This window comes from Vreelandella neptunia (assembly GCF_000712975.1).
Taxonomy (GTDB): Bacteria; Pseudomonadota; Gammaproteobacteria; order Pseudomonadales; family Halomonadaceae; genus Vreelandella; species Vreelandella qaidamensis.
Genome location: NZ_JHQL01000002.1, coordinates 610,066 through 630,952, shown reverse-complemented (window position 1 = coordinate 630,952; position 20,887 = coordinate 610,066). Strand labels below are relative to the sequence as shown.

The window sequence follows — 20,887 nt, the reverse complement described above, 5'->3', positions numbered from 1 at the left end:
TACAGCACCTTGGCGGTACACGCTTATATCACCGCCCGGTTGGGCAATGCTTTACACGCTGAGTGGTAAACAAAAAGAAAGGAAGAAAAAAGCCCGCCACTTTAAGGTGGCGGGCTGTTTATTACATATTTTTCAGTAGCTTCTGTAGCTTGTTCATATCAGCAGAGTCGCCCACTAGGCGAACTTCACCGGCTAGCATACCGTCGAGAAAGGCCTGTTGTGTAGGTTTCTTGAGTATTTTTAACGCGGTATCTTGATCGCGGAAACGAAGCTCAAGGTCTAGGTCAACGGGCAAGCCTTTGCCGGTAGTGATGCCTTTTGGTGACATTCGATAATACCGTGCAATGCTTAGGTCTTCCGTGGCAACACCCCAGTCCAGACCGCGCATTCGCTCAAGTTGTTCCCTAAAGCGCGGTTTGCGTCGCAGGGCTCTTTTAAGCAGTAAGCTCAGTAGCCACAGCGTCAGCTTGAGTTTCATTAGGAAACGGCGTCCTTAAGCGCTTTGCCTGGCTTAAACGCAACGTTTTTGCTGGCAGGAATCTGCAGTGGCGCGCCAGTTTGTGGATTTTTGCCAGTACGTGCAGCACGTTCGCGCACGGTAAACGTTCCAAAACCAATGAGAGCGACATCTTCACCTTTGGCCACGCTATTGGTGATTTCGTCCAAGATAACGTTGAGCACTTGACCTGCTTTGTCTTTGGATAGATCAGCGCTTTCAGCAATGGCGGCGGCGAGTTCAGGTTTGCGCATAAAGGTATCTCCCTATGTGAAAATCAAGCGTAAGTTCATCGATGTTATTAGCAGCATTGCTCAGCTGGTTAGCTTTTTCAGCTTAGCCGTAAATGCGGCGAGAATCAGCCTAGCAGCGCAGGGGCCGTTCTGGAAAGCTCCACTTTCCTTCTCACGCAGCCACCTGTCAACGCAAATCCAATCAAACGTCCGTCTTTATTTTCAGCAATGGCTGTCATTTCGTTCCCTTCTCCCTCAATTTGCCACCGTGCTGGCGTGGTTGCAGGTGGGTAGGCAACAACGGGTAGTAAGGGCGTTTTTACTATCACAGGCCATGCGCCAAAGCTGACGCTGGTTGGCTTTCCGGTAAGTGTCGATGTCAGCGCTTTTATGCACGCTTGCAAGGGCTGCACGTACATTGCATTTACGTCCTCAACGCAAGCCACATCGCCTAGCGCAAATATGTGGGGTTGCGAGGTGCGTAATTGGCGGTCAACCATGATGCCGCTGCGGGACACCGCCAGCCCGGCAGTTTCTGCAAGCTCGCTGCGCGGCGTTAAGCCGGTGGCCAGTAACGCTATGTCGGCAACATAGTGGTCGCCATTATCAAGGTGCAGCGATAGGGCATTGTCGGGGTTAAGCGTCAGTGTTTGTAGGGTGCGCCCTAAAGCAAGCTGAATACCTGCTGCTTGAAAAGCGTTACCCAGTGCTTGGCCTAACGGTTCGGGCAGTAGACGTGGCAGCGGCGCGCGCTCTGGCGCAATAAGGGTGACTTGATGGCCGCCAGCATATAAGTCATTAGCGAATTCACAGCCCACCAAGCCAGCCCCCACAATTGCTACCCGTGCAGGCGCTGTCGCCAAGGCATCATAAAAGCGGCGATACTCGTCTAAATCGTTCACCGTAAAGCACCGTTTGGCGACGTTTTCCGGCACGCTAAAGGGTGTACGTGGCGCCGCGCCAGTCGCTAGTACAAGGTCATCGTAGTGAAGCTGATGACCGTTACTGAGTACTATGCGCTGGTTACCCACATGCAGGTGTACGACCTGGGTGTGGGTAATTAGCTCGGCATTAAGCTCTTCGGCAACGTCGCGGGCGCTGCGCTGTGCCAGCTGGTCGGGCGTTAAGCGCTTCGCAAAGCCGGTGGAGAGCAGCGGTTTACTGTAATCATCGCCGCTATCCGCGCTGATGAGGGTAATGGTGCGTGTATCGCCTTGCCGGCGCAAGGCTCGTGCAAGGCCAATCCCCGCCATGCCAGTGCCAATAATAATCAGCGCTGAATGTGAATTGGACAGTAGTTGTGTATCGATTGCGGGCATGCAGTCACCAAAAGTCGGTGGAACAAAAGCCAGTATGGTCACCATGTTACACTAGCTCTATATGTATTGACCGCCTCGGAGACCCTGGTGAACGCCCCTACTTTTCGGCAAGCCTCTCTAGTCCCTCACCAACTCGTTACTCATCGACTATTTACTCATTGGCTACCCGTTGCGGCGGCTCGTCCTGGGATGAGCGCCCCGTGGTGGCAGTGGGTAGCCTCGAAGGATTCCTTGACAACACGGCTAACCGTCGCAGGCGACACCAAGGCGTTTCGGGTGCAACTGCTGCGCCAAACGGTTGGTTTTCCCCTGCGTGATGAAGCGCTGGCGCTGGGCATTGCCCCGCGACGCTATGCCTGGCTAAGGGAAGTGGCACTGTGTGTGGGAAATAAACCTTGGGTGGTTGCGCGCTCGGTAGCGCCACTTAGCCAGTTACAAGGCAAAGGCTTGGAAGGGCTGGGCGAGCGCTCGTTAGGCAGTTGGTTGTTTCGACAGCCCGATCTAGTGCGTGGACCGCTTTACGCTACCCGCCATCAGCCACGTTTTGTCGTCGAACAGTCTGCGCTATTGGCAGACAGTGTATGGGGGCGGCGCTCAGTGTTTCAGCACAGCGGACTGTCGCTATTGGTACAGGAATACTTTTTATCAAGCATGGCAGATGATCTTGACCTGCCTTCGCGCTAGGCTAGTGCCAGCGTATTCTTTTTGAGAGGTAAGCATGGATCGTTCTCTGTTGCGGCCAACGGGATGGGCCCGAGTGGCAGATTTTTTACATTTAATGCGCTTAGATCGCCCGATTGGCACCTGGCTACTGATGTGGCCAACGTTATGGGCGCTTTGGATAGCGGCTGATGGTGTGCCTGAGCGTAATGTGCTGCTAATTTTTATTGCTGGTGTGTATGTGATGCGTGCCGCGGGCTGCGTGGTCAATGATTACGCTGACCGTCACTTTGATGGCCATGTAAAGCGCACTAAGCATCGCCCATTAGCCACTGGGCGTATCAGTGAAACCGAAGCGCAGCTACTGTTTATCGCGCTGGTTGCCGCCGCTTTCGTTTTAGTGTTGCTGACCAACTGGTTTACGGTGCTGCTTTCAATCGGCGGTGTTGTTTTAGCGTTTATTTACCCCTTTATGAAGCGGTATACCCACTTCCCACAAGTGTTTTTGGGAGCGGCGTTTTCTTGGGCGATCCCCATGGCATTCGGTGCAGTATTGGGGTACGTTCCGTTTGAAGCGTGGCTGTTGTTTAGTGCGAACGTTTTATGGACAGTGGCTTACGATACCCAATACGCCATGGTCGACCGCGACGATGACCTTAAAATTGGCATTAAATCTACCGCGGTGCTGTTTGGTAGTGCTGACCGCTTTATCATTGGTGTGCTGCAAGCAGCGACATTGTTGCTACTTGCATGGGTGGGAATACGCGTTGGTTTGGGAGGGTTTTTCTGGCTTGGGTTAACGGGGATGGCCGCTACGTTTGCCCACCAACAGCGGCTAATTGCTGGCCGTGAGCGTGACCGCTGTTTCCAAGCATTTCTAAACAATCACTGGTCTGGCTTATTGATTTTTGCAGGAATAGTACTGAGTTGGTGGCCAATCACTGGCTAAATATCGTCTTTGTCATAGAATTGTCATCAAGTCATGGTGTTATCGTCATTGACATGTCACTGAACTGTTTTGTTGAACTGTTCTTTCGAACCAGTTTTCATTGAACACCGTGAGGCCCCTGGAATGACCGCCAAGACCGTTTTGATTGTCGATGATGAAGCGCCTATCCGCGAAATGATCGCCGTGGCGCTTGAAATGGCTGACTATCGCGTACTTGAAGCGGATAACGCCCAGGATGCCCACGCCATGATGGTTGACCATCAGCCAGATCTACTTTTGCTGGATTGGATGATGCCCGGTACCAGTGGTATTGAACTGGCAAGGCGTTTGAAGCGTGAAGAAGCGACAGCAGAAGTGCCTATAATCATGCTAACCGCCAAAGGCGAAGAGGATAATAAGATTCAAGGGCTTGAAGCTGGCGCTGATGACTATATCACCAAACCTTTTTCGCCCCGTGAGCTGGTAGCGCGCTTAAAAGCAGTGTTACGCCGTACTACGCCTCGTGGCGTCGAAGATCCTATCGAAATCAATGGCTTGCTTTTAGACCCTGTCAGCCATCGGGTGAGCGCTTATGGCAAAGCATTGGAAATGGGGCCGACAGAGTACCGTTTGCTGCAGTTCTTTATGACCCACCAAGAACGCGCGTACACACGTAGCCAGTTACTTGATCAAGTGTGGGGCGGTAACGTGTATGTTGAAGAGCGTACCGTAGACGTCCACATTCGTCGTTTACGCAAGGCCCTCGGGGAAGCCCACCAAAACCTTATTCAAACGGTGCGTGGCACTGGATACCGCTTCTCTGCCCGGGTGTAACCGTGCGTTTGTGGAGCCGAGAACTGTGGCGCTTTGTTTTGTGGGCAATGCTAGGCCTTTTCCTAGGGTGGCTGGTGGCAGTTCCAGGCATCGGTCTAGCGGCGGGCCTTACCGTTTGTCTTGGCTACCATTTACGTCAACTACGTGCGCTATTTAAATGGTTAACGCTTCATCCCCATGATGAACCCCCTGCAGCGAACGGGATATGGGGTGAGCTATTTGATCGCTTGTATCGCTATCAAAAAAGCCAACGGATTACCCAGAACCGCTTACGCGCGACGTTGGCACGTATTCAGGAATCATCTGAAGCAATGCGTGATAGCGTGGTTATGTTGGACCGGCATGGTGACCTAGAGTGGTGGAACAGCGCAGCGACAGAAATGCTGGGCCTACAAACGGCTCATGACCGTGGCCAGCACATTACCAACCTGCTTCGTGACCCAAGATTTATCAGCTATTTTAACGCGTGTAAGTACGGTGAGCCGCTAACCTTGACGTCGCCCATCGATGAACGGCGCATCCTTCAATATCAAATTACCCTTTATGGCGATGATGAACGCTTAGTAATGGCGCGAGATATTACTCGCCTCCATCGTTTAGAGCAGATGCGTCGTGACTTTGTGGCGAACGTTTCCCATGAGCTACGTACCCCGCTTACAGTGTTAACGGGGTATTTAGAAACCTACGGCGAGCTGAAAGATCAGTTGCCGCCGCGGTTAGGTCGCGGGATTGGCCAGATGGAAGAGCAGACTAAACGCATGCAAAATTTGGTCAATGATTTGCTGCTACTTTCGCGGTTAGAAATTGATCAAGGGGGAGAGGATCACCAACCGCTAGCGGTAGGACCGTTACTCGATAATATCCGCCGCGATGCGCTTGCACTTTCTAATCAACAACACAGTGTTCATGTTGTGCTTGAGAGCGATGCGCGGCTCATTGGTAGCGAACAAGAGCTGCATAGTGCTGTTTCTAACCTTGCCTTTAACGCTGTGCGGTATACCCCAACAGGTAGTCAGATAACGCTTCGCTGGAAAACGCTACCGAATGGTGGCGCCTGCATTGACGTTGATGATGACGGTGAAGGGATAGACCCGGTTCATATTCCACGCCTAACAGAGCGCTTTTACCGTGTTGATAAAGGGCGTAGTACAGCAACGGGTGGCACGGGCCTTGGCCTTGCGATTGTGAAGCATGTACTACTAAGACATGATGCACTGCTACACATTGAATCCCATCCTGGCGAAGGAGCCCTCTTTCGCTGTGTTTTTCCCTCCTCCCGGGTTGTTGAAAACGAGCATAGCCTGACATAGGGCTTGTAAATACAAATATTGTATAAGTGTGCCATGCTGTCATATAAGTATGGATACATAATGCTCATGTGCCATTTCTAACCAGTTTGCCCCCCTTATTTCGAAAGACTTATATTGTGCTTGCGCCTCTTTTTTTTCCTTAAGTTTTTGTTTATTAAAAATATTATTGTTTTTTTTGGCTTTTGGCATAACGAATGCAAGTATATGGGTAAGAGAGAACACCACAGGAATTGGTAAGCCGAAAGGCAATCTTTCTTACCATTTAAGCAGTATTGAACAGCGATCGAGGAGATGGAATATGATGTCCAAGGAACTACTCAAGAAAGCTGGTATTTTAAGTGTAGCGTTCGGTCTAGTTGCTAGTCCTGCGGCATTCGCTCAAGAGCCAGCAGACCCAGCGAATAATATTTCTCCAGATGAACAGCCGGTTGGTAGCCAGTCTGATGACGCGTCAGGCACTACCGGAACTGCTGGATCTACAGGAACTGGTGAGTATGACAAACAAGATTTGACCCATGACGAAGGCGATAACGCTAGCGACATGGAACCTAACTCAATGGAACATGGCGAATCAGATGCTGGCTATGACAGCACGGAAGAATTGCCAGAAGAAAATAGTGGCATGTAAGACTTACCCGTCTAGTATTAACTTTAGTAACTGATATTTTCTAAAGTCAGTATAGCTCTTACTCTTATGGATGAGTCATTTAGCAACACGGATGTTTCATTGCACGGATGCTCTTAAATTCAAGGATTGAATTATTCGACGATTATCACGCTGGTTAGGGTTAATTCCAAGGTTGGAGTCCCTCAAATGGATAGGAAGCCAGCAGTGCACATCGCGATCAGTAAGAGCGCTCAAGACCCCACCTCGGTGGGGTCTAATTTTTTGCGTAGATTAATTTTTGTGTGTAGCTCACATTTTATTGGTAGTTGAAAGGGGGTTCATACCCTATTGCCTTGTTAATGCCTGAGTTATAGTGAGTGCTTAGAGCTAATATATTCAAATATAGTGCTTGGTGACTGACAAAAAGGTATCTCGTATTATTAGCCTGTCGGTTACTCCATGTAGTAGGTGGTCAAGGAGTTTTAGGTATGTTGTTGACATCATTAATTAAAAAAGCAGCTGTTGTAGGTTTGTTGTTTGGTCTAATCACTAGCCCAATGGCATTTGCGCAATCTTCTATAGAGCTGAATCAGGAACGCGCTGATAATCAAGAAATTATTCAGCCTGAATCGCGCAATACCTCGGGTCCTGCGAGCTATTCAGCTAAGGATTTAATCAACGATAACGAAAATACGCTGATCTACTCTCCTTCTAGCCGTAATAGCAAAGATGATGAAGAGTCTAAAGCTAGATCAGGTTATCGTGCTGAAGAGCTAAATCGTGAAGAGGGGAGCAGTACACGCTGGTAACCAGTGTGACGGCTAAATTTATGAGGTAAAGCACGCGTGTTTATTAATAAAGCCCCACTTCTATGGGGCTTTTATATGGTGGCACCGCTCAGGGCAACGCACGCTGTGGTTATTGCTGATGATGGTGATCAGCATCTGTGCTTCCTTGCTGGGCATCTTGTACCCAAACCTCTATTTCAATGTCGTCTTGTTGAGCAAACTCTAACGTAATGGGAAAACGCTCACCCTCTACCAGTGGCTGGTGTAAGCCCATTAACATCAGGTGATAGCCGCCACCCGGGCGCATCGTCAGTGTTTCATCTTTAGCGATTTCAATGGCGCTGACATGGCGCATTGTCATCATATCGCCATCCATTTGCATGTCATGCAGCTCAACACTGTCACTCACAGGTGACTGCGCACCAACTAGTGTGACGGGTTCTGTACGAGCTGTAATATCCAGATAAGCGGCACCGTTTACCACGCCAGGAGGAGTTGGTGTGGCAAAAGGGTGAACAATCCTTAACTGGTCGGTTTGAACGTCGTGAGCCGATGCAAAAGAGACGCTGCTAGAGAGGAGAGCCGTTAGCCAGAGTGCGCGGGTCAGCATGGTCGTATTCCTTGTAGGAGCCTTGTTTCTTAACAAGGCTTATGCTTAATCTTGATAACACTAGGTAAGCCAAACAACCTTAAGGTAACAAATAGGTTGGGCTAGCGTTATAGCAGATAGGCCATTAGCGATGAGACGTAATGTCGCGCGTACCACGGTAATGGTCATCCCACATTAATACGGCACCTGCCACCGCGCCGGGAATCAAGAACAGGTTGGCGAGGGGGATCCAGGTCACTAGCATAATTAATCCGCCGTAGGTGAGACTGGGCCACCACCGTTGCGATAGTCGTGTGCGCATATCTCTAAAAGTTATCTTATTGTTATCCATGGGATAATCTAAATAAGTAATCGCCATGATCCAGGCAGAAAAGAGTATCCATAAAATAGGGGCTATCAGGTTTAGGCCGGGTATCCAACTAATGACAAACAGTATCAGCATACGAGGCAGAATATAGCCGAGTTTGACTAGCTCGCGGCCTAAGGCGTCGACGGCGGTTTTGGCTAGCCCGCGGTCGTCCAGTGGTTCACGCCCTGTCGCTTGGCGTTCTACCTTGGCTGCTAAAAATCCATAGAAAGGTGCGGCAATTAAGTGGGTAACCAGGGTAAAGGTAAAAAAGATTACCAGCAGCAGACTGATAAAGAACAGAGGCCAGATGAGCCATGACAACCACTCTAACCAGCTTGGTACCATCATCATGGCGCTGTCTAGCCAGCCAGAAAAGCGGTTGACTACAAAACTCAGCATGCCAGCATAAACGAAGATATTGACCAGAATGGGTAGGAAAATATAGCGCCGCAAGCCCTTTGTGTACACCAGACGTGTACCTCGACTTAGCGCTGTTATCGCATCCAACATGCCTGCTCCTTATAAAAACGCCCAGATAAATTATCTGGGCGTATTGCAGGAGGAATTGAGTGCTAGGTCAAGATTTTTTAAGCACTTGCGGGTCGATAGAATCGGGGTCGCTGTGGCGTATATCTAACCCTTTTACTAGGTAGACGACGTACTCAGCTAGGTTATTGGCATGATCACCCACGCGTTCCAAGGCGCGTAGCACCCACATGATGCTAAGCACGGAGCTAATCGAACGCGAGTCTTCCATCATAAAGGTCATTAGCGAGCGCATGGCGCTACCGTACTCGTCGTCAACGAACTCATCTTCGCGGACAACTTGCATCGCAAGTTCGGTATCAAAACGCGCGAAAGCGGTAAGCGCATCGCGTAGCATTTTACGCACATGCTCGCTAATATGGCGCACTTCTACTAGACCGCGAATATTGCCGCTATTTTCGCTTAAAAGTAATGCATTTCGAGCAATTTTGCTGGCTTCGTCGCCGATGCGCTCAAGGTCAGATGTTGCGCGAATCACCGCTAGCACCAAGCGCAAATCGGAAGCCGCTGGCTGACGACGAGCCAGTACGCGGGTGCATTCATCGTCAATCTGCAGTTGCAGGTCGTTTACTTGGCGATCATTATCGCGCACTTTTTCAGCAAGACGGCTATCGCCTTCAAGTAGCGCAAAAACTGCATCTTGCACTTGTTTTTCCACCAGGCCGCCCATGGCCATCAGGTGGGTTTTTAGCTCTTCCAATTCTTGGTTGAATTGGCGAGAGATATGCTGGCTGTGGGTATCGCTCGTAATATCCATTGAGCACTCCTGACGTAATGTCTTTAGGGCCTAGGTAATGCGGCCGGTGATGTAGTTTTCGGTGCGTTGTAAACGCGGGTTGGTGAACACTTGATCCGTTGGCCCGTACTCAATGAGTTCACCGTGCTGCAAAAAAGCCGTGTAGTCAGAAACCCGCGCGGCTTGCTGCATATTGTGGGTAACCAGCACCAGGGTTAGCTGTGACTTTAGGTTACGGATTAGCTCTTCGATTTTTAAGGTTGAGATAGGGTCTAGCGCTGACGCTGGTTCGTCGAGTAGCAACACATCTGGCTGCACGGCCAGCGTACGAGCAATGACTAGGCGCTGTTGCTGGCCTCCGGATAGCTGCCACGCCGAGCGATGTAACCGATCTTTTACCTCATCCCATAGCGCTGCCGATGTTAGAGCCCATTCGATGATGTCGTCTCTTTTTCGCTTGGGTAAACGCTGTTGTAAACGTAGGCCAAAGGCAACGTTTTCATAAATCGACATAGGGAAAGGGTTTGGCGTCTGAAACACCATCCCAACGCGCCGCCGCAACTCGGTGACATTCATGTCTGGTGCATGAATATCTTGTCCTTCAAGCTGAATATGGCCGCTATGTGTTACCGATTCATTAAGGTCGTGTAGCCGATTGATTGCGCGCAACAGCGTTGATTTACCGCAGCCAGAGGGGCCAATAAAGGCCGTTACGCTGTGGCGCGGTAGGTCTAACGTTAGGTCGTTTAACGCCATTTTCCCCGCATAAGCGAGGTGAAAGTGGTGAATGCTCAAACAGCGTTGTTCAGCTGAAAAATGCGTCACGGGTGTTGGAGCCACCTTGTCGGACGATAAGGACGCTAACATTCGTTTCCTCGCTGACGCCTTAGATAATGACGCAGAAATATGGCAGTTAGGTTAAGCACTAGCACAATTAACACCAGTAGTAGCGCGGTAGCGAAAACCAAGGGAATGGCAGCCTGTACATCTTCACCGTGAAAGGCAGTATCAAATAAATGATAGCCGAGGTGCATAAATTTGCGCTCTAGATGAAGGTAGGGAAAGTCGCCATCTACAGGCATTTGAGGCGCTAACTTAGCAACGCCAACTAACATTAGTGGCGCTACTTCTCCAGCCGCTCTAGCAATCGCCAAAATTACCCCGGTTAGCATGGCGGGTGTTGCCATGGGCAGCACAACCCGCGTCAACATTTCAAAACGCGTAGCGCCCAGTGCAACCGCGCCTTCCCGTTGTGCATCGGGTATGCGAGCAAGCCCTTCTTCGGTAGCAACAATCACCACGGGTAATGTGAGCAAAGCCAGTGTTAGCGATGCCCACAATAGGCCACCGGTGCCAAAAGTGGGTGAAGGCAACTCATCACTAAAAAACCAGCTATCGATAGAGCCACCTATTCCGTATACAAATACCCCAAGACCAAACACGCCATAAACAATCGAGGGCACGCCTGCAAGGTTTCGTACGCCAATGCGTACCAAACGTGTTAAGCGGTTTTGATGGGCAATTTCGTTAAGGTAAATAGCAGCGAGAACTCCAAATGGGGTAACGATCACTGACATCAAAATGACCATTAATACGGTGCCAAAAATGGCTGGCCACACACCTCCGCCTGTATTCGCAGCACGTGGGCCTTCACTTAGAAATTGCCAGATGCGCTGCCCCCAGGCGATGGTTTTTTCCCCCCAGGACATAGCGTTCGGCGATTGAAAGTGGCTAACATTCGCCAGCGGTTGACGAAGGGTTTGGCCGTCTGCGGTGGCTAGCACTAACGTTCCAGGGGGCCGTTGGTTGACGGGTAAGGCAAGCGCATCTTGGATGAAGGCCCAGGCTGCCTGGTCTGTTAGTCGTTGATCGCTACTCTCCACAGCGGTTAAACGGCCGATAAAATCGCCCCATGGGGTACGCGTTAAGCGGATAAGATCTGCTGGCTTGGTCTGCTGGCTAATGTCATCAATGGCAATCCAGTGCCAGTTGCTTCCCGTCACCTCTTGATTACCAGTGAAATAGAGCCGCTCAGTCCCTGCTCCTTTAGGCAGCGCCATTTCACGTACCGGTTGTCCAATCACAACCTCACCTGAATTTAGGGTGACTTCCTCAAGAGATGCTGGCCAAAAATGGCCTAGCCCGCGAACCGCCAATAGCGTTATTAATGATGCCAACATTAATAACGAAAGCGACACACAGGCAGCACAAAGCCACGGCCAGAGCCCGCTACCGTTTATGTTTGAAAAACTGCTTTTTGACAAGCCAACACGCTGCCAATGCATTAGCGTGTGCCTCCTAAGCGTTGATAGCGTCGGCGCAGGCGTTGCCTGACTATTTCAGCTAACGTGTTCACCACAAAAGTAAAAATGAATAAGGCCAGTGCTGCCATTATCAGCAAGTGGTAGGTCAACCCACCCGGTGATGCCTCGGGAAGTTCAATGGCGATAGAGGCTGATAGTGAACGTAGACCTTCAAACGGACTGGCGCTAAAGAGCGCGGTGTTGCCGCTGGCCATTAAGACAATCATGGTTTCGCCAACGGCGCGGCCAGCACCAATCATCACGGCTGAAAAAACGCCGGGCGCTGCAGTGGGTAAGGCAACTTTCCAAAGCGCTTGCCAGCGACTAGCCCCTAGTGCCTGGGCGCCTTCCATTAAAGTAGGGGGCACATCCGCGAGCGCATCTTCTGCAAGCGAATAAATGCTGGGTATCACCGCAAACCCCATGGCAATGCCTACAATTAATGCATTTCGCGTGGCGTAATCAAGACCGTAACGTTGATCCAACAAACGACGCAGATCGCCGCCAAGCCAATGCTGCTCGATAAGGGGAGCCATCCACATAGCCAGAACCGTCATGCCGGCCAGCCAGGGAAGAAGCCATAAACCAGCCCAGGAAAGCGGCAGCCGCTGGCGAAAGCGGGCAGCAATCCGGTGCCACAGGTACCCCGCAAAGACGGCGCTAAGTGGTAACCAAATGATGATTAGTAGGGTGCTGGCCAGGTGTCGCTCTACCCAAGGGGCGAGTAGTAAACCGGCAATAAAGCCAATGACAACACCTGGTACTGCTTCCATCAGTTCAAGCGTTGGCTTTAAACGGCTACGAAGACGTGCTGACATAAATAGCGCTGAGTACATCGCTGCACCCAGGGCAATGGGTGTTGCGAATAGCATGGCAGCCAGTGCGGCTTTTAACGTGCCCCAGGCCAGGGGCGAAAGTTTATTGAAAGAGACTGTGTCGCCAAAAGCGAGCAGCGGTAGCGTTTCCCATATTAGGAAAATGCCAATCGCTAAAATGGCCAATAAGACACCAATACCACCGGCGGTAATAAGCCCAGTGGCAAGTCTGTCTTGCATGTGGCGCAGCGGCTGACGCGAAAAGGGTAGCCGAGGAGGAGTCATGTCGACATCATAGAAAAGCGAAAGCCGTCACAAAAATAAGCATGCATGGTGGAGTCCCCTTACCCTATCGTTTGTTTGTGACAATTAAATGACAGCTCACAGGCGTTGGCGCTGAGCATCGCGTAGGCGTTTAGGGAGCGGCACAAAGCCTGCTGCTTTAACAATCTGCTGACCTGCGTCGGAAAAAATAAGCGATAGAAAGGCTTGTTCCACGGGCGGTAGTGATTCGCTGGGAGGCAGATTAACGTAAAGATAGAGGTCGCGTGACAATGGATAGTTTCCCTGTTGTATGGAGCGTTCGTCAGGCGCAATAGCGGTGCCGTGCTCATCTACTAGGCGAAGTGCACGTACCATGGAATTCAGATGGTTATAGCCTGCATAGCCTATGGCGTTGAAGGATTCACCGACAGCAGCGATGACCGCTGACGAGCCTAGGTGTTCGCTGATATCGCGCCTGAACTCGCCGTTGCAAAGAGCTTTTTCTTGGAAGAGTCCATAGGTTCCTGATGCTAGATTTCGACCATGCGGAGCTATTTGGCCATAGGGCCAGTCTGTTGCTGTCATCAGTGTGCTCCAACGCCGGATGGGCTGGGGAGCACCGCAAGCGAGGCTAGTTGAAAAAATGGCATCGACTTGTTGGAGTGTCAGGGTGTCCAGCGGGTTATGGCGATGCACCACCACGACTAGTGCATCCTGGGCAACGCGAAGTTCAAGCGGTGGATAGCCGTAGCGGTCAATAAATTGCTGGCGTTCTGCTTCGCTCATTGGGCGCGACATAGGACCTAGTCGAGTTGTACCAGCCACCAGGGCAGTCGGTGCGCTAGCTGAGCCGCCAGCTTGAAACTGCAGGTTAATATCTGGATAGCGAGCGCTTAAGGCTTCGCCCCAGCGCAGCACCAAGCCTGCCATGGTGTCAGAACCGACAGCACCTAATGTGCCGCTCACCGAGGCTGGCTGGCTCCAGGCAAAGTTACTTGTCATTAGAAGCCAACCAGTGACAATCAGCAGCAACCGATATTTCCTCGTTCGTCGTAAATTGTAACGCTTCAAACGACACCCCTCTTGTGATTAACTATTACCAGCCTATTGCGATGCAGCAACATCACAACAATAACCTTTTGAAGCGACTACCTTATGACACCGCTGGATACTGATTTGGACGATGTACCTGCTCCGCAGGGGCAGCTCACCTTAAAGTTACTGGCTTCTCGGCAAGATACCAATCTCTATGGTGATATTCCGGGTGGCTGGCTAGTTAATCAAATGGACCAAGCCGCCGAGCTGGCCGCAGGCAGAGAGGCAGGCGGCCGCACAGCAACCGTAGCAATTGAAGCGATGGATTTTTTAAGCCCAGTGCGTGTAGGTTCAATGGTAAGTGTTTACACCAGCGTGCGGGAAATAGGCCGTAGCTCGATTAAGATTAATGTTGAGGTATGGGTGCGTCCTCCCCATGGTCGCTATTTGGAAGAGCGACAGAAAGTGACCGAAGCACGTTTTGTCATGGTGGCGTTAGACGATAATGGACGTATTCGTGCAGTACATGGCTGAAAACGTTGACAATCATTAGAAATGAAAAGGGCGCCTTGGCGCCCTTTTTTAGTGCTACTAACAGACCGTGGTGTCTCTAGGCACCGACATTATCGCGGTTTTTCAGGTAAGCGTATTCACCTACATCGCTGAACGGACGCACTACTTTTTGAAAGGCTGAGTAGGATTCATAAACACGGCGTGACTCTTCGTCATTGTCTACTTGGCGTTGAATGGCCTCTTTTGAAGATTCATACAGTGCCGCCATTACATCTTCCGGGAAGGTGCGTAGTTGAACGCCATGCTCATCGACCAGAGTTTCCAATGCCTGGGCATTACGATAGGCAAATTCGCTAATCATGGCGAGGTTAGAGGCTCGCGCGGCTTCACGAATAACATCTTGAAGGTCTTCAGGTAGCGCATTCCAGGCGTCTAGATTAACAGTGCCTTCTAGTACGGCTGTTGGTTCATTCCAAGCAGAGGTGTAGTAGTAATCCGCCACTTGGTGAAGACCAAATGCCATGTCATTGTAAGGCCCAACCCAGTCAGCGGCATCGAGAGCGCCGGTTTGCAACGAGGTAAAAATTTCTGAACCAGGCATGTTGACAGTACTAACGCCAATGCCGTTCATGGCTTCGCCAGCAAGGCCCGGAAGACGCAGTTTCAGGCCCTGCATGTCATCTAGGGAGTTGATCTCTTTTTTAAACCAGCCGCCCATTTGTGTGCCGGTGTTGCCGACAGCAAAAGGCTTTAGGTTATGGTTGGCGTAAATTTCATCCCACAGTTCCTGACCGCCACCGTGATACAGCCATGCGTTCATTTCAGTGGTGTTCATACCGAACGGTACCGCGGTGAAAAACTGTGAGGCTGCGACCTTGCCGCGCCAGTAGTAGGACGCGGAATGTCCCATCTCGGCAGTACCAGCAGCGACTGCATCAAACACTTCAAGTGCAGGAACAAGTTCACCAGCGCCGTGTACGCGTATGCGCATGCGGCCATTGGAGAGTTGCTCAACTCGACGTGCGAAGTCATTGGCACCTGTACCAAGCGCGGGGAAGTTTTTCGGCCAGGAGGTGACCATGTCCCAAGTGTAGGTTTCGTTGGCGCTAGCGGTGGAAACAAAAGGCGCAGCAGCGACACCGGCGGCACCTAGGCCGGCGGTTTTGAGAAATTGACGGCGTTGCATGGCGGGCATAACTCCGAAATTATCTGATGTTTTTTTATTAACGCGCAGTGAGCGCAGTGTCCACTAGCCAGTATGCGCTAAGCAGGTTTTAATGGGCAAGTGCTCGCCTACAGCTTTACGCTTACGTTAACACCGATCAAAGTGGGGCGAGTTTGGCAAACCCTAGTACGAGCCATTTCACCCCTTCCCCTTCAAAGCTGACTTGAACCCGAGCGCGGGCTCCTTCGCCTTCTGCATTAAGAATAATGCCTTCGCCAAACACTGGGTGCATTACCCGCTGGCCAACATGTAGAGCAGGCAGATCGCCGTCGCTTTCAACACGCTGCTGCGTAAAACTTGAGCGTGAAGCGGTAACGGGACGCGAAATATGACCACGTAGGCGGACTTCTTCCAATAGATGGGGGGGAAGTTCACGTAGAAAACGCGATGGCCTGGGAAACACTTCTTTGCCGTGCAGACGGCGGGTTTCGGCATGGGTCAGGTAGAGTTTCTGCATTGCGCGGGTAACGCCGACATAGCAAAGTCGCCTTTCCTCTTCGAGTCGCCCTGGCTCTTCGATCGACATTTTATGAGGAAACAGGCCCTCTTCAACGCCGGCAATAAACACCACGGGGAACTCCAAGCCTTTGGCAGAGTGCAGTGTCATCAATTGCACACTGTCTTCAAACTCATCGGCTTCATGGTCGCCTGCGTTAAGCGCCGCTTCAGAAAGAAATGCTTCCAGCGCCGCCATTCCTTCCCCCGCTTCAGGGGTTTCGAAGGCATCGCCATGGGTAAAGGCGCGAGCAGCGGTCACCAGTTCTTCCAAGTTTTCCACGCGCGCTTGCCCTTTTTCGCCGCGCTCGCTCTTGTGATGCTCGATAAGGCCAGTATGAGCGGTGACATGGTCGATAATTTCATGCAGTGGCAAGCCAGATGCATCGTTGTCTAATTGCTCAATGAGGTTGGCAAATGTCTGCACGGCGTTGGCTGCACGGCCTTTTAGCGTGCCGTCTTGGATGGCATCGTGCAGCGCCTGCCACAGTGAAACGCTTTGCTCTCGGGCGCGATGGCGCACAATTTCAACCGTGCGGGTGCCAATCCCGCGGGTGGGCACGTTAATCACGCGCTCCAGAGAGGCATCGTCATCACGATTAAGCAGTAGCCGCAGGTAGGCGAGGGCATTTTTGATCTCTAAACGTTCATAGAAGCGATGTCCTCCGTAAATACGGTAGGGCATCCCTTGGCGGATCAGCGTCTCCTCCAGTAAACGCGACTGAGCATTAGAGCGGTAAAGAATGGCAATATCGCGGCGATTAAACCCTTCATCGACCTTTTCTTTGATGGTATCGACGATATAGCGGGCTTCTTCTAAGTCGTTAAACCCGGCGTAGATAGAAATAGGGTCGCCTTCGACACCGTCAGTCCACAGGTTTTTGCCTAGCCGCTCACTGTTATGACTAATCAGCGTGTTAGCGGCCTCCAGAATCGCGCTAGTGGAACGGTAGTTCTGCTCTAGGCGTACAGTGTGCGTATCAGGAAACTCCTCCTCAAAGCGGCGAATATTTTCCACTTTAGCACCGCGCCAACCGTAAATTGACTGGTCATCGTCACCGACAGCGGTCATCGGTGTTTGCTGCCCGGTGAGAAGCTTTAACCATGCATATTGCAGCGTATTAGTGTCCTGAAACTCGTCTACCAATACATGACCAAAGCGTTCGCGGTAATGATTGAGAAGTGGCGGGTTGTCGCGCAACAGCTCAAGACTGCGCAGTAGTAGTTCGCCGAAGTCCACTAGGCCGCCGCGTTCGCAGGTAAATTGATAGCGCTCATATAGCTCGACCATCTGGCCAAGATAACCATCGCCGTCCACGTTTACTTGATGTGGGCGGAGCCCTGCCTCTTTGCAGCCAGAGATGAAGCCCTGCACCTGACGGGGCGGGAAGCGCTCATCATCGATGGCGTAATCTTTGAGCATTCGCTTTACCAGCCGTAACTGGTCATCGGAGTCGATGATTTGAAAGTGCTGTGGTAGCCGAGCATCCTGCCAGTGAGTGCGCAGCAAGCGGTGAGCGATAGAGTGAAAGGTGCCGACCCATACATGGCGCATGGAGATACTTAGCAGCGCTTCCAGACGGGTGCGCATTTCCCGCGCGGCTTTGTTGGTAAACGTAACCGCCAACAAGGCATACGGTGAAAGCCCTTCAGCCTGCATTAGCCAAGCAATGCGATGAACCAGCACGCGGGTTTTACCGGACCCGGCTCCCGCCAGTACCAGTAAGTTGCCTTGGGGCGCGCTTACCGCTTCGCGCTGGGCAGGGTTAAGCTGATCAAGTATCGCCGTGACGTCGTCCATATAAGCCGCTGCCGGTTCGAAAAATGGGCGGCCAGTTTAGCACAGCCAGCGAACTGGCTGTGCATACAGTCGATAGGCACTACGACTCTTCGGGGTAACGCAGCGTATTCAGGCTCTTCTTGACGGCTTTCAGTTGTTCAGCAAGCTTTGGGCCACGCGTTTTGGCAACGCCAACGGCAAGGACGTCGATCAGTACCAAATGGGCGATTCGTGAGCTAAGCGGAGTGTAGATTTCGGTATCTTCATGCACGTCGATGTACAGCGGCAGGCTCACTTCGCTGGCCAGCGGCGAGTCACTCGGGCACAGGCCAATAACGGTGGCTCCTGCCTCACGCGCTAAGCGAACGCTAGCGACCAGCGCTTTGGTTCGGCCTGTTTGTGAGATGGCGACCACCACATCACCCTCTTTGAGCGTGACCGCCGACATGTTCTGCATATGAGGGTCGGCATAAGCTGAGGTCGATATTTGCAGGCGGAAGAACTTGTGTTGGGCATCGAAAGCCACGGCACCGGACGCCCCAAAGCCATAGAACTCGACGCGGTTTGCCATGGCAAGCGCATTGACGGCCCGCCCAAGGGCATCATTATCAAGACGGTCGCGTACCGATAAAAGCGTGCCCACCGTGGAGTCAAAAATACTGTGGGAAAACTCAGCAACCGAATCGCTATCGTTCATCGAGAACTGGGCAAACTGACTGCCACTGGCCAGCATTTGGGCAAGCTGGAGCTTAAAGTCTTGGAACCCGTTGCAGCCAAGCGCGCGACAGAAGCGCACGACGGTGGGCTCGCTGACTTTAGCCTCTGTTGCGAGGTCGACAATCCGCATGTGGATGACCTCGTCTGGGTTGCGCAGTACAAACCGCGCAACCTTTTGTTCGGAGCGACGAAAATGCTCCATGCGGCGTCTCATTTCATCGAACAGGGCGCGGCTCACGTTCAGCTCCTTAAATTCTCTTTAGTGCTTATGCAGGCATACTGATAACAGTATGCCTGAGTGTTCTCTGCAGCGTACGTTGCAGAGGGCACGATGCAGAAACAGTATAAATGCGATTTACTCATGCGTTTAAACGTCGTTAAGACATTTCAGCAGGATTCGTCATCATTTTGTCAAGTAGGTTATAGTAAGAAGTGAAGTGCCGCACTGCATCATTTGAAAAACAGTCGTCACGGATGCAGGTGGACGTAGGCATATTCACCTGGAGGAACGTCGATTATGAGAAATATCGAACGAATTACCTCGGTAAAAAGCGAACTGCTCGACATCTTTATGAGTATAGAAGTCGATGAACATGTTCAACGTCGGCGCAGTGCAGCCCAGCGCAGCCTGCGGGCGCGTCGGGGAATTGAACTGCATCGGGAGTTTCAGAAGTTATCGCGGGATATCGCTCCCTTGCCAGATGATGAAGAACAGCAAGAGAGCGAATTGCATTAATTAAAAAGCGCACTTAGAGATAAGCGGGCGGTGCATCAGATCCGCCCCGTTCACGCTTAGGGCGGTATCCTGCGTTACGGTCGTCAGCGAAGGCTTAAAGTAGCCCGGTGACAAACACAACAATAACCCCCGCGGGCGCTACGAAGCGTGCGATGACATTCCATACGCTAACGCCAGTGGATGAAAGCCCAAGCTCGGCTTCTACGCTGTCGCGCTTCAAACACCACGCAACAAACACAATGGCCCCTAAGCCGGTTAGTGGTAGTAGGATCTTGCTAGTAAACGTATCGAGTAGATCGAAAATATTGAGGCCGAAGAACAGTACCTCTGACCATACGTTAAACGACAACAATGCGGCAACGCCAAGCAGCCATACGCCAATCCCGCTCGCTAATGTGGCGGTGACACGAGACATTGGCGTACGCTCCTCGAGCATTTCTACCGTTGGCTCCAGCAATGAAATCGCTGATGTTAAGGCCGCAAAGGTCAGCAGCAAGAAGAACATCAAGCCCAAAATTGTACCGCCTGCCATATTACCGAACGCCAATGGCAACGTGACAAAAATCAAGCCTGGACCTTCTCCAGCACTAAGGCCATTCGCAAACACAATGGGGAAGATTGCTAGCCCCGCCAGCAGTGCAATCACCGTGTCAAGAATGATCACCGTGCGTGCCGTGCTAATAAGATTAACGTCTTCGCCAAGGTAAGAGCCGTAAGCCATCATGATGCCCATACCCAGCGATAGGGTGAAGAAGGCTTGGCCCATGGCAGCAAGTACGACACCACCATTCAGCGCACTCCAGTCAGGGCGGAACATAAACGCTAGCGCTTCACCAAAATAGCCGCTGGCTACGCCATAGCCCACCAGTATCAACATTAATACCACCAGGGCAGGCATTAGCAGCCGTGCTGCGCTTTCCAGGCCTTTAGTAACGCCTCGCGCCACAATCCCGATGACAAGCACCATAAAGGCGGTATGCCAAAGAAGTAGGGTAACCGGACTAGCCAGCATGCCGCCAAAAAGACCGCTAATTGCGTCAGCATCTTGGCCGTTAAACGTACCAATGACTGAACCTAGGGTGTAGTTCAGTGACCAGCCCCCAATGACACTGTAAAAAGACAAAATCAAAAAGGCTGCCAACACGCCGCTCACGCCAACTAATGCCCATGCTTTTGATTTACCGTGATCAGCAGCTAGGTCAGCCATGGTATTAATTGGGTTTTTCTGGCCACGACGGCCAATCATCCACTCAGCGACCAAAATGGGCAGGCCTACTAACGCCACGCACGCAAGGTAGACAAGCACGAAAGCTGCACCACCGCTGTCGCCCACCATATAAGAAAAGCGCCAAATGTTGCCAAGGCCAACGGCCGAACCAGCGGCCGCCAGCACAAACCCCATGCGCGATGACCACTGTGCATGTGCAAGTTTTGCCATGAAATCACCTGTTTAGTTAATTGTAATAAGGCGTTATTAGCCTAATGTGCCGATTTTCGGAAAATAGAAAGGTTCCAGCGTTATTTTCCGAAAGTACGCGCAATTTATCCGATCATGGTGGGGGTTGCCAGTCAGTTAGCCTAAAAAGAC

At 51.5% G+C, this 20,887-nt stretch carries 22 protein-coding genes; 8 read left to right on the top strand and 14 right to left on the bottom strand.

The features are described from left to right. Nucleotides 1–121 precede the first annotated feature (121 nt). The 3 genes from CR46_RS0107645 to CR46_RS0107635 all read right to left on the bottom strand — a co-directional run bounded on the left by CR46_RS0107645 (nt 122) and on the right by CR46_RS0107635 (nt 2,048). A complete protein-coding gene (locus CR46_RS0107645) occupies nt 122–478 on the bottom strand; it encodes a hypothetical protein (protein WP_030071535.1) in 357 nt (118 codons plus the stop codon). Further along, entirely contained in the window at nt 478–750 is a 273-nt protein-coding gene (locus tag CR46_RS0107640) for an HU family DNA-binding protein (protein ID WP_018918476.1), read from the bottom strand. The genes CR46_RS0107645 and CR46_RS0107640 overlap by 1 nt, the downstream gene beginning before the upstream one ends. Nucleotides 751–854: 104 nt before the next feature. Beyond that, a complete protein-coding gene (locus tag CR46_RS0107635) occupies nt 855–2,048 on the bottom strand; it encodes an NAD(P)/FAD-dependent oxidoreductase (protein WP_030071530.1) in 1,194 nt (397 codons plus the stop codon). Nucleotides 2,049–2,135: 87 nt separating this feature from the next. Here CR46_RS0107635 and CR46_RS0107630 point away from each other — a divergent pair, with 87 nt between their 5' ends. From CR46_RS0107630 to CR46_RS0107600, 6 genes are all read left to right on the top strand, one after another. Continuing rightward, nucleotides 2,136–2,732, top strand: coding sequence for a chorismate--pyruvate lyase family protein (locus CR46_RS0107630; RefSeq protein WP_232222355.1), 597 nt, complete (start codon nt 2,136–2,138; stop codon nt 2,730–2,732). A gap of 34 nt (nt 2,733–2,766) precedes the next feature. Beyond that, nucleotides 2,767–3,657 carry a 4-hydroxybenzoate octaprenyltransferase gene (gene ubiA, locus CR46_RS0107625; RefSeq protein WP_030071526.1) on the top strand — a complete coding sequence of 297 codons (891 nt, stop codon included), beginning with the start codon at nt 2,767–2,769 and terminating at the stop codon, nt 3,655–3,657. Nucleotides 3,658–3,780: 123 nt separating this feature from the next. After that, a complete protein-coding gene (phoB, locus tag CR46_RS0107620) occupies nt 3,781–4,470 on the top strand; it encodes a phosphate regulon transcriptional regulator PhoB (protein WP_030071524.1) in 690 nt (229 codons plus the stop codon). A gap of 2 nt (nt 4,471–4,472) precedes the next feature. Further along, the gene (phoR, locus tag CR46_RS0107615; RefSeq protein WP_030071522.1) at nt 4,473–5,780 is read left to right on the top strand and encodes a phosphate regulon sensor histidine kinase PhoR; all 1,308 of its coding nucleotides are present in this window, start codon (nt 4,473–4,475) and stop codon (nt 5,778–5,780) included. 298 nt (nt 5,781–6,078) lie between these two features. Further along, entirely contained in the window at nt 6,079–6,408 is a 330-nt protein-coding gene (locus CR46_RS0107605; protein WP_030071518.1) for a hypothetical protein, read from the top strand. 467 nt (nt 6,409–6,875) lie between these two features. Continuing rightward, nucleotides 6,876–7,196: a hypothetical protein gene (locus tag CR46_RS0107600; protein WP_030071516.1), complete on the top strand. Its 321-nt coding sequence runs from the start codon at nt 6,876–6,878 to the stop codon at nt 7,194–7,196. Nucleotides 7,197–7,305: 109 nt separating this feature from the next. Here the strand turns inward: CR46_RS0107600 and CR46_RS0107595 are convergent, their stop codons facing one another. The 7 genes from CR46_RS0107595 to CR46_RS0107565 all read right to left on the bottom strand — a co-directional run bounded on the left by CR46_RS0107595 (nt 7,306) and on the right by CR46_RS0107565 (nt 13,869). Beyond that, complete coding sequence (locus CR46_RS0107595; protein WP_035536388.1) at nt 7,306–7,785, bottom strand: copper chaperone PCu(A)C; 480 nt, start codon at nt 7,783–7,785, stop codon at nt 7,306–7,308. Between the two features lie 124 nt (nt 7,786–7,909). Then, entirely contained in the window at nt 7,910–8,644 is a 735-nt protein-coding gene (gene cysZ, locus CR46_RS0107590) for a sulfate transporter CysZ (protein WP_030071513.1), read from the bottom strand. 67 nt (nt 8,645–8,711) lie between these two features. Then, a complete protein-coding gene (phoU, locus tag CR46_RS0107585) occupies nt 8,712–9,437 on the bottom strand; it encodes a phosphate signaling complex protein PhoU (protein ID WP_030071511.1) in 726 nt (241 codons plus the stop codon). A 30-nt stretch (nt 9,438–9,467) separates the two neighbouring features. After that, nucleotides 9,468–10,283 carry a phosphate ABC transporter ATP-binding protein PstB gene (gene pstB / locus CR46_RS0107580; protein ID WP_030071508.1) on the bottom strand — a complete coding sequence of 272 codons (816 nt, stop codon included), beginning with the start codon at nt 10,281–10,283 and terminating at the stop codon, nt 9,468–9,470. Beyond that, nucleotides 10,277–11,701: a phosphate ABC transporter permease PstA gene (gene pstA / locus CR46_RS0107575; RefSeq protein WP_030071506.1), complete on the bottom strand. Its 1,425-nt coding sequence runs from the start codon at nt 11,699–11,701 to the stop codon at nt 10,277–10,279. The genes pstB and pstA overlap by 7 nt, the downstream gene beginning before the upstream one ends. After that, entirely contained in the window at nt 11,701–12,819 is a 1,119-nt protein-coding gene (locus tag CR46_RS0107570) for an ABC transporter permease subunit (RefSeq protein WP_030071504.1), read from the bottom strand. The genes pstA and CR46_RS0107570 overlap by 1 nt, the downstream gene beginning before the upstream one ends. A 96-nt stretch (nt 12,820–12,915) precedes the next feature. After that, the gene (locus CR46_RS0107565; RefSeq protein ID WP_030071503.1) at nt 12,916–13,869 is read right to left on the bottom strand and encodes a PstS family phosphate ABC transporter substrate-binding protein; all 954 of its coding nucleotides are present in this window, start codon (nt 13,867–13,869) and stop codon (nt 12,916–12,918) included. An 84-nt stretch (nt 13,870–13,953) separates the two neighbouring features. On the opposite strand from CR46_RS0107565, the gene CR46_RS0107560 reads away from it, so the two are divergent. Further along, nucleotides 13,954–14,367, top strand: a complete 414-nt coding sequence (locus CR46_RS0107560; RefSeq protein WP_030071501.1) for an acyl-CoA thioesterase — start codon at nt 13,954–13,956, stop codon at nt 14,365–14,367. A 76-nt stretch (nt 14,368–14,443) separates the two neighbouring features. On the opposite strand, the gene CR46_RS0107555 is transcribed toward CR46_RS0107560, so the two are convergent. The 3 genes from CR46_RS0107555 to hexR all read right to left on the bottom strand — a co-directional run bounded on the left by CR46_RS0107555 (nt 14,444) and on the right by hexR (nt 18,801). Then, nucleotides 14,444–15,532, bottom strand: coding sequence for a TRAP transporter substrate-binding protein (locus CR46_RS0107555; RefSeq protein WP_030071499.1), 1,089 nt, complete (start codon nt 15,530–15,532; stop codon nt 14,444–14,446). Nucleotides 15,533–15,668: 136 nt separating this feature from the next. Next, on the bottom strand, nt 15,669–17,867 hold the full coding sequence (gene uvrD / locus CR46_RS0107550; protein ID WP_030071496.1) for a DNA helicase II: 2,199 nt from the start codon (nt 17,865–17,867) through the stop codon (nt 15,669–15,671). A gap of 79 nt (nt 17,868–17,946) precedes the next feature. Next, nucleotides 17,947–18,801 (bottom strand): transcriptional regulator HexR, encoded by an 855-nt coding sequence (gene hexR, locus CR46_RS0107545; protein ID WP_009723260.1) that lies wholly within the window; start codon nt 18,799–18,801, stop codon nt 17,947–17,949. Between the two features lie 279 nt (nt 18,802–19,080). Here hexR and CR46_RS0107540 point away from each other — a divergent pair, with 279 nt between their 5' ends. Beyond that, nucleotides 19,081–19,299, top strand: coding sequence for a PA3496 family putative envelope integrity protein (locus tag CR46_RS0107540; RefSeq protein ID WP_030071494.1), 219 nt, complete (start codon nt 19,081–19,083; stop codon nt 19,297–19,299). Between the two features lie 94 nt (nt 19,300–19,393). Here the strand turns inward: CR46_RS0107540 and CR46_RS0107535 are convergent, their stop codons facing one another. Then, nucleotides 19,394–20,737, bottom strand: a complete 1,344-nt coding sequence (locus CR46_RS0107535) for a sodium-dependent transporter (protein WP_030071493.1) — start codon at nt 20,735–20,737, stop codon at nt 19,394–19,396. Nucleotides 20,738–20,887: the final 150 nt, after the last annotated feature.

What these genes read in the sequence shown, in the direction of transcription:
- uvrD (WP_030071496.1), bottom strand. Translation starts at nt 17,867, where the DNA reads ATGGACGACGTCACGGCGATACTTGATCAGCTTAACCCTGCCCAGCGC.
- CR46_RS0107560 (WP_030071501.1), top strand. Translation starts at nt 13,954, where the DNA reads ATGACACCGCTGGATACTGATTTGGACGATGTACCTGCTCCGCAGGGG.
- CR46_RS0107600 (WP_030071516.1), top strand. Translation starts at nt 6,876, where the DNA reads ATGTTGTTGACATCATTAATTAAAAAAGCAGCTGTTGTAGGTTTGTTG.
- CR46_RS0107645 (WP_030071535.1), bottom strand. Translation starts at nt 478, where the DNA reads ATGAAACTCAAGCTGACGCTGTGGCTACTGAGCTTACTGCTTAAAAGA.
- ubiA (WP_030071526.1), top strand. Translation starts at nt 2,767, where the DNA reads ATGGATCGTTCTCTGTTGCGGCCAACGGGATGGGCCCGAGTGGCAGAT.
- CR46_RS0107595 (WP_035536388.1), bottom strand. Translation starts at nt 7,785, where the DNA reads ATGCTGACCCGCGCACTCTGGCTAACGGCTCTCCTCTCTAGCAGCGTC.
- CR46_RS0107605 (WP_030071518.1), top strand. Translation starts at nt 6,079, where the DNA reads ATGATGTCCAAGGAACTACTCAAGAAAGCTGGTATTTTAAGTGTAGCG.
- CR46_RS0107635 (WP_030071530.1), bottom strand. Translation starts at nt 2,048, where the DNA reads ATGCCCGCAATCGATACACAACTACTGTCCAATTCACATTCAGCGCTG.
- CR46_RS0107535 (WP_030071493.1), bottom strand. Translation starts at nt 20,737, where the DNA reads ATGGCAAAACTTGCACATGCACAGTGGTCATCGCGCATGGGGTTTGTG.
- CR46_RS0107570 (WP_030071504.1), bottom strand. Translation starts at nt 12,819, where the DNA reads ATGACTCCTCCTCGGCTACCCTTTTCGCGTCAGCCGCTGCGCCACATG.
- CR46_RS0107540 (WP_030071494.1), top strand. Translation starts at nt 19,081, where the DNA reads ATGAGAAATATCGAACGAATTACCTCGGTAAAAAGCGAACTGCTCGAC.
- cysZ (WP_030071513.1), bottom strand. Translation starts at nt 8,644, where the DNA reads ATGTTGGATGCGATAACAGCGCTAAGTCGAGGTACACGTCTGGTGTAC.
- phoU (WP_030071511.1), bottom strand. Translation starts at nt 9,437, where the DNA reads ATGGATATTACGAGCGATACCCACAGCCAGCATATCTCTCGCCAATTC.
- phoB (WP_030071524.1), top strand. Translation starts at nt 3,781, where the DNA reads ATGACCGCCAAGACCGTTTTGATTGTCGATGATGAAGCGCCTATCCGC.
- pstA (WP_030071506.1), bottom strand. Translation starts at nt 11,701, where the DNA reads ATGCATTGGCAGCGTGTTGGCTTGTCAAAAAGCAGTTTTTCAAACATA.
- CR46_RS0107640 (WP_018918476.1), bottom strand. Translation starts at nt 750, where the DNA reads ATGCGCAAACCTGAACTCGCCGCCGCCATTGCTGAAAGCGCTGATCTA.
- pstB (WP_030071508.1), bottom strand. Translation starts at nt 10,283, where the DNA reads ATGTTAGCGTCCTTATCGTCCGACAAGGTGGCTCCAACACCCGTGACG.
- CR46_RS0107555 (WP_030071499.1), bottom strand. Translation starts at nt 15,532, where the DNA reads ATGCAACGCCGTCAATTTCTCAAAACCGCCGGCCTAGGTGCCGCCGGT.